This window comes from Streptomyces sp. NPDC054956 (assembly GCF_053609185.1).
In genome coordinates this window covers 22,379-28,727 of sequence record NZ_JBSGXB010000066.1, presented here as the reverse complement: position 1 = coordinate 28,727, position 6,349 = coordinate 22,379, and the positions used below count along the sequence as shown (strand labels likewise).

General features: G+C 71.7%; 4 protein-coding genes. 2 read left to right on the top strand and 2 right to left on the bottom strand.

What is annotated here, in order from left to right; translation table 11 throughout:
• Nucleotides 1-201 precede the first annotated feature (201 nt).
• Complete coding sequence (gene pepN / locus ACWGDE_RS14055; RefSeq protein WP_453389231.1) at nucleotides 202-2,778, bottom strand: aminopeptidase N; 2,577 nt, start codon at nucleotides 2,776-2,778, stop codon at nucleotides 202-204.
• Nucleotides 2,779-2,915: 137 nt separating this feature from the next.
• Between pepN and ACWGDE_RS14050 the strand changes: the two genes are divergently transcribed.
• Nucleotides 2,916-3,413: a DUF1203 domain-containing protein gene (locus tag ACWGDE_RS14050; RefSeq protein ID WP_453389230.1), complete on the top strand. Its 498-nt coding sequence runs from the start codon at nucleotides 2,916-2,918 to the stop codon at nucleotides 3,411-3,413.
• 101 nt (nucleotides 3,414-3,514) lie between these two features.
• Here ACWGDE_RS14050 and ACWGDE_RS14045 read toward each other — a convergent pair whose 3' ends face one another.
• Complete coding sequence (locus ACWGDE_RS14045; RefSeq protein WP_453389229.1) at nucleotides 3,515-4,543, bottom strand: aspartate-semialdehyde dehydrogenase; 1,029 nt, start codon at nucleotides 4,541-4,543, stop codon at nucleotides 3,515-3,517.
• Nucleotides 4,544-4,795: 252 nt separating this feature from the next.
• Between ACWGDE_RS14045 and ACWGDE_RS14040 the strand changes: the two genes are divergently transcribed.
• Nucleotides 4,796-6,283, top strand: coding sequence for a M28 family metallopeptidase (locus ACWGDE_RS14040; protein WP_453389228.1), 1,488 nt, complete (start codon nucleotides 4,796-4,798; stop codon nucleotides 6,281-6,283).
• Nucleotides 6,284-6,349 lie beyond the last annotated feature (66 nt).

Here is a 6,349-nt window from a genome sequence, read left to right as displayed (position 1 = left end):
GGAGTAGCCGCTGCGCGGGGCTTCCCCCACCCCGCCCCTTCCCGAAACCGGGGCTCCGCCCCGGACCCCGTACGTGCGCTCCGCGCCCGTGCCCTCAAACGCCGGGCGGGGCTGAATGATGCCGCGCAGCGGCAAAATTCAGCCCCGCCGGCGTTTGAGGCGCGGGGGCTGGGGCGGAGCCCCAGGAAGCCAGCCCGCAGGCTACGCGCGAGCGGCAGCCGCGTCGGCCGCCTGGGCACGCAGCGCCCGCTCGACACCGGCGCGCGACTCGGAGACGAGACGCCGCAGCGCAGCGTTCGGCTCGGCCGAGGCGAGCCAGGCGTCCGTCGCCGCGAGGGTCTCCGGGGAGACCTGCAGGGACGGGTAGAGCCCCACCGCGATCTGCTGGGCGATCTCGTGGCTACGGGTCTCCCAGACCTCCTTGACCGCCGCGAAGTACTTCTCCGTGTACGGGGCGAGGAGCTCGCGCTGGTCGGTCTGGACGAAGCCGCCGATCACCGCCTCCTGCACCGCGTTCGGGAGCGAGTCGCCCTCGACGACCGAGGCCCAGGCCTCCGCCTTGGCCTCCGCCGTCGGACGCGCCGCCCGGGCGGTCGCCGCGTGGCGCTCGCCCGCCGCCGTCTTGTCCCGCTCCAGCTCGGCCGCGATCGCCGGCTCGCCGCTGACGCCCGTGGCGACCAGGCGCTCCAGGAACGCCCACCGCAGCTCGGTGTCGACGGCCAGGCCCTCGATCTCCGCCGAACCGTCCAGCAGCGCCGACAGGTAGGTCAGCTGCCCCTCGGTGCGGGCCGTCGCCGCGAAGGCACGGGCCCAGGCCAGCTGGTGGTCGCTGCCCGGCGCGGCCGCGCGCAGGTGCTCCAGGGTGGCCTCCGTCCAGACGGCCAGACCCTGCTCGCGCCACGCCGGGTCTGCGTACAGGTCGACCGCCAGCTTCACCTGGCGGTGCAGCGACTGGACGACGCCGATGTCCGACTCCTTGCCGATGCCCGACAGGACGAGGGCGAGGTAGTCGCGGGTGGCCAGTTCGCCGTCCCGGGTCATGTCCCAGGCCGAGGCCCAGCACAGCGCGCGCGGCAGCGACTCGGTGAAGTCGCCCAGGTGCGCGGTGACGTTCTCCAGCGACACCTCGTCCAGGCGGACCTTGGCGTACGACAGGTCGTCGTCGTTGAGCAGCACGACGGCCGGACGGGTGCGGCCCACGAGCTCCGGCACGGCGGTCAGCTCGCCGTCGATGTCCAGCTCGATCCGGTCGGTGCGCACCAGCTTGCCGTCGGCCAGGTCGTACAGGCCGACCGCGATGCGGTGCGGGCGCAGGACCGGCTCGCCCTTGGCGCCGGCGGGCAGGGCCGGGGCCTCCTGGCGGACGGCGAAGGCGGTGATGGCGCCGTTCTCGTCCGTCTCGATCTCCGGGCGCAGGATGTTGATGCCGGCCGTCTCCAGCCACGCCTTCGACCAGGCGGTCAGGTCGCGGCCGGAGGTCTCCTCCAGGGCGCCCAGCAGGTCGGACAGGCGCGTGTTGCCGAACGCGTGCGCCTTGAAGTACGCCTGCACGCCCTTGAAGAAGGCGTCCATGCCGACGTAGGCGACGAGCTGCTTGAGCACCGAGGCGCCCTTGGCGTACGTGATGCCGTCGAAGTTGACCAGGACGTCGTCCAGGTCACGGATGTCGGCCATGATCGGGTGCGTGGACGGCAGCTGGTCCTGCCGGTACGCCCAGGTCTTCATGGAGTTGGCGAACGTGGTCCACGCGTGCGGCCACTTCGAGCCCTCCGCGTACGCCTGGCAGGCGATCGAGGTGTACGTCGCGAACGACTCGTTCAGCCACAGGTCGTTCCACCACTCCATGGTGACCAGGTCGCCGAACCACATGTGCGCGAGCTCGTGGAGGATCGTCTCGGCGCGCACCTCGTACGCCGCGTCCGTCACCTTCGAGCGGAAGACGTACTGGTCGCGGATGGTGACCGCGCCCGCGTTCTCCATCGCGCCCGCGTTGAACTCCGGCACGAAGAGCTGGTCGTACTTCGCGAAGGGGTAGTCGTACGCGAACTTCTCCTGGAACCAGGTGAAGCCCTGCCGGGTCACGTCGAAGATCGCGTCGGCGTCGAGGAACTCGGCGAGCGAGGGGCGGCAGTAGATGCCGAGCGGGACGGACTGCCCGTCCGGGCCCTCGTACGAGCTGTGCACCGCGTGGTACGGGCCCACGATCAGCGCGGTGATGTACGAGGAGATGCGCGGGGTCGGCTCGAAGGCCCACACCCGGTCCTTCGGCTCCGGGGTCGGGGAGTTCGAGATGACCGTCCAGCCCTCGGGGGCCGTCACGGTGAACTGGAACGTCGCCTTCAGGTCGGGCTGCTCGAAGCTGGCGAAGACCCGCCGCGCGTCCGGAACCTCGAACTGGGTGTACAGGTAGGCCTGCTCGTCGACCGGGTCGACGAAGCGGTGCAGACCCTCACCGGTGTTGGTGTAGGCGCAGTCGGCCACGACGCGGAGCTCGTTGGCCCCGGCGGCGAGGTGGGCGAGCGCGATCCGGGAGTCCCGGAAGACGGCGGCCACGTCGAGGGCCCTGCCGTTGAGGACGACCTCGTGCACGGCCGGAGCGACCAGGTCGATGAAGGTCTCGGCGCCTGCCTCGGCGGACTGGAAGCGCACGGTGGTCACGGAGGGGTACGTGCCGCCTTCCTGCGCTCCACTGAGATCGAGCTCGATCTCGTACGAGTCGACACTGAGCAGCTTTGCGCGCTGCTGAGCCTCTTCACGGGTCAGATTCGTGCCAGGCACGCGTTCATCTCCTTCGATGGTGACGGTGCCGCCATCCTTCCACGCGGGCCGGGCCACCGCGTCCGAGTAATCCACGGGCGAACGCGAGGTCCGATTTCCGCCAGCTTCGCCGGGCCCGGCCGCGCAGTGTGGTGCCCATGACCGTTCACACCGCGCTCCCCATCGCCCCGTCCGTCCTCGCCTCCCTGCGCGTACTCGACGATGCCGGGCGGCCCTGCCTGCCGTACGAGGACCCCGAGGGCGGCGCCCCGCTCCGCTGCTGCCTGCGCCGCAGCGATCCCGGCGAACGGATCGCCCTGGTCTCCTACGCCCCGCTGCGCCGCTGGGCCGCCGAGACCGGCGCGGACCCGGGCGCCTACGACGAGCAGGGCCCCGTGTTCGTCCACGCGGCCGACTGCGCCGGACCGGTCGCCGGGGCCGGCCTCCCCTTCTCCCACCCCGGATCCCTGCGCACGGCCCGCCGCTACGACGCGGGCGGCCACATCCTCGGCGGCAGCGTCCTCAGCCTCGCCGAGGAACCGGAGACGGTGGTCGAGGAGGCGCTGGCGGAGGCCTTCGCGGACCCGCGGACCGCCCTCGTCCACGTCCGCTCGGCCGAGTTCGGCTGCTACCTCTTCGAGGTCCGCAGGGCGTAGGGCGTGCCGTTCGGATCGGACCGGGCCCCCGGACGCCCGGGGGAACGCCGCAGGGGCGGCGCCTTCGCGGCGCCGCCCCTGCGTATCGCGTGCGTGCGGGATCAGCCGCGCAGCTCGTCCGCGACCAGCTCCGCGATCTGGACCGCGTTCAGCGCGGCGCCCTTGCGGAGGTTGTCGTTCGAGAGGAACAGCGCGAGGCCGTTCTCGGCGGTCTCGTCGACACGGATGCGGCCCACGTACGAGGCGTCCTTGCCGGCGGCCTGCAGCGGGGTCGGGATCTCCGAGAGCTCCACGCCCGGGGCGTCCTTGAGCAGCTCGTAGGCGCGCTCGACGCTCAGCGGGCGGTCGAAGCGGGCGTTGACCTGGAGGGAGTGGCCGGCGAAGACCGGCACGCGCACGCAGGTGCCCGAGACCTTGAGCTCCGGGATCTCCAGGATCTTGCGGGACTCGTTGCGGAGCTTCTGCTCCTCGTCGGTCTCGAAGGAGCCGTCGTCGACCAGGTTGCCCGCGAGCGGGACCACGTTGTACGCGATCGGACGCTTGTAGACCTTGGGCTCGGGGAACTCCACCGCGTCGCCGTCGAAGGTCAGCTGGTCGGCGGCCTCGGAGACCGCGCAGGCCTGGCCCTTGAGCTCGGCGACGCCCGCCAGGCCCGAGCCCGAGACGGCCTGGTAGGTGGTGGCGACGAGGGCGGTCAGGCCGGCCTCGTCGTGCAGCGGGCGCAGCACCGGCATCGCGGCCATGGTGGTGCAGTTCGGGTTCGCGATGATGCCCTTGGGGCGGTTCTTGATCGCGTGCGGGTTGACCTCGGAGACGACGAGGGGGACGTCGGGGTCGCCGCGCCAGGCGGAGGAGTTGTCGATCACGACGGCGCCCTGCGAGGCGACCTTCTCGGCGAGGGCCCGGGAGGTGGCGCCGCCCGCGGAGAAGAGCACGATGTCCAGGCCGGAGTAGTCGGCCGTGGAGGCGTCCTCGATGGTGATCTCCCGGCCCTCCCACTCGAGGGTCGAGCCGGCCGAACGGGCCGAGGCGAACAGCCGCAGCTCGTCCACCGGGAACTTGCGCTCGGCCAGGATGCCGCGCATGACTCCGCCGACCTGTCCGGTGGCTCCGACGATTCCGACCCTCACGGTGACTCCTCTTGTTCCGTACGACGCGGGCGCGCGTGTAGCCATCATGCGTTCGACCCCACGAGCCTTGTCCAATCCATTGTCCGAGGAGCGGACGGTGTGGCGCGTGTGAACCCCTGTGACAACTCCGTGGCGGCCGTGTTGCATCCCCGCCGACCACCCGTTTTGCCAGGTCGCGGCCGGTTACGGTCCGGTCTGTCGCGTCCGTAATACGGACGTGCGTTCCGCACATCGAACTCGGGGAGAATCACCGTGGGCGCCATCCGCCACCGCCGCCGGTCCGTACCGGCCCTCGCCGCCCTCGCGGCCGCCGCCGTAGCCGCACCCGTCCTGCTCGCCGCCACCCCGGCCGCCGCCCATCCCCGCGAGGGCCGGCTGGCCAGGGAGCTGGTCGAAGAGGTCACCGCCCGCGGCGCCTACCGCCATCTGGCGAAGTTCCAGCAGATAGCCGAGGCCAACGGGGGCAACCGCGCCGCCGGCACGCCCGGCCACGCGGCCTCCGCCGCCTACGTCCACGACACCCTGAAGAAGGCCGGGTACGAGGTCTCGTACCAGGACTTCGACATCTACGAGGCGCACACGAAGACGGAGAGGACCACCGTCCTCGGCGCCGGCGGCCGGGAGCTGGCCACCGCGGCCTTCACCTTCACCAAGTCCACTCCGGCAGGCGGCCTGACCGCCCCGATCGCCCTCGCCCGGGTCGACGAGACCCCGGGCTGCGACGCCGCCGACTACCCGGCCGGCGCCTTCACCGGGAAGATCGCCCTGGTCAAGCGCGGGTCCTGCACCTTCGTCGAGAAGCAGCGGGCCGCCGCCGCGGCCGGCGCCATCGGAGTGATCGTCTACAACCACAGCGGCACCACCCCGGTCCGGGGCAGCTTCTCCTCGCCCGCCGAGGGGATCGTCCCGAGCGCCGGGATCACCCTCGCCGACGGCGAGGCGCTGACCGCGGCCGCCGCCAAGGGCGAGGTGAGCGTGCGTCTGGACCTGGACCAGGAGCACGTGAAGAAGACCACCCGCAACGTGATCGCCGAGACCAGGGGCGGCCGCGCCGACCGCGTCGTCACGGTCGGCGCCCACCTGGACTCGGTCCCCGAGGGTCCGGGCATCAACGACAACGGCTCCGGCTCGGCCGGCCTGCTGGAGGTGGCCCTCAAGCTCGCGGACGAGGGCGCGAACAAGAAGGGCAAGGGCAAGCAGACCGCGAACAAGGTCCGCTTCGCCTGGTGGTCGGCGGAGGAGCTCGGCCTGCTGGGCTCCGAGCACTACGTGGCGCAGCTCTCCGAGCAGCAGAAGAAGGACATCGCGCTCTACCTGAACTTCGACATGATCGCCTCGCCGAACCCGGTGCAGTTCGTCTACGACGGCGACGACTCGGACAGGACGGGCGAGGGCGCCGGCCCGGCCGGCTCGGCGCAGATCGAGGCGCTAATCAACGGCTTCCTCGACAAGAAGGGCAAGCCCCACGAGGGCAGCGACTTCGACGGCCGCTCCGACTACGGCCCGTTCATCGCGAACGGCATCCCGGCCGGCGGTACCTTCACCGGCGCCGAGGGCATCAAGACCGCCGACCAGGCCCAGCGGTACGGCGGCACGGCCGGGGCCCCGTACGACCCGAACTACCACGGGGCGGGCGACGACCTGAAGAACCTGGACCTCAAGGCCTTCGACACCAACCTGGACGTCATCGCCCACGCGGTCGGCACGTACGCACAGGACCTGAGCTCGCTCGGGAAGTAGCCCGCGTTTCCCGCGGGCAAACAGGAGGGGCGGTGCTCCGACGAGCACCGCCCCCGCTGTGTTCTC

Excerpts from the sequence above, each read along its gene's own strand:
- ACWGDE_RS14050 (WP_453389230.1), top strand. The coding sequence starts at position 2,916 with ATGACCGTTCACACCGCGCTCCCCATCGCCCCGTCCGTCCTCGCCTCC.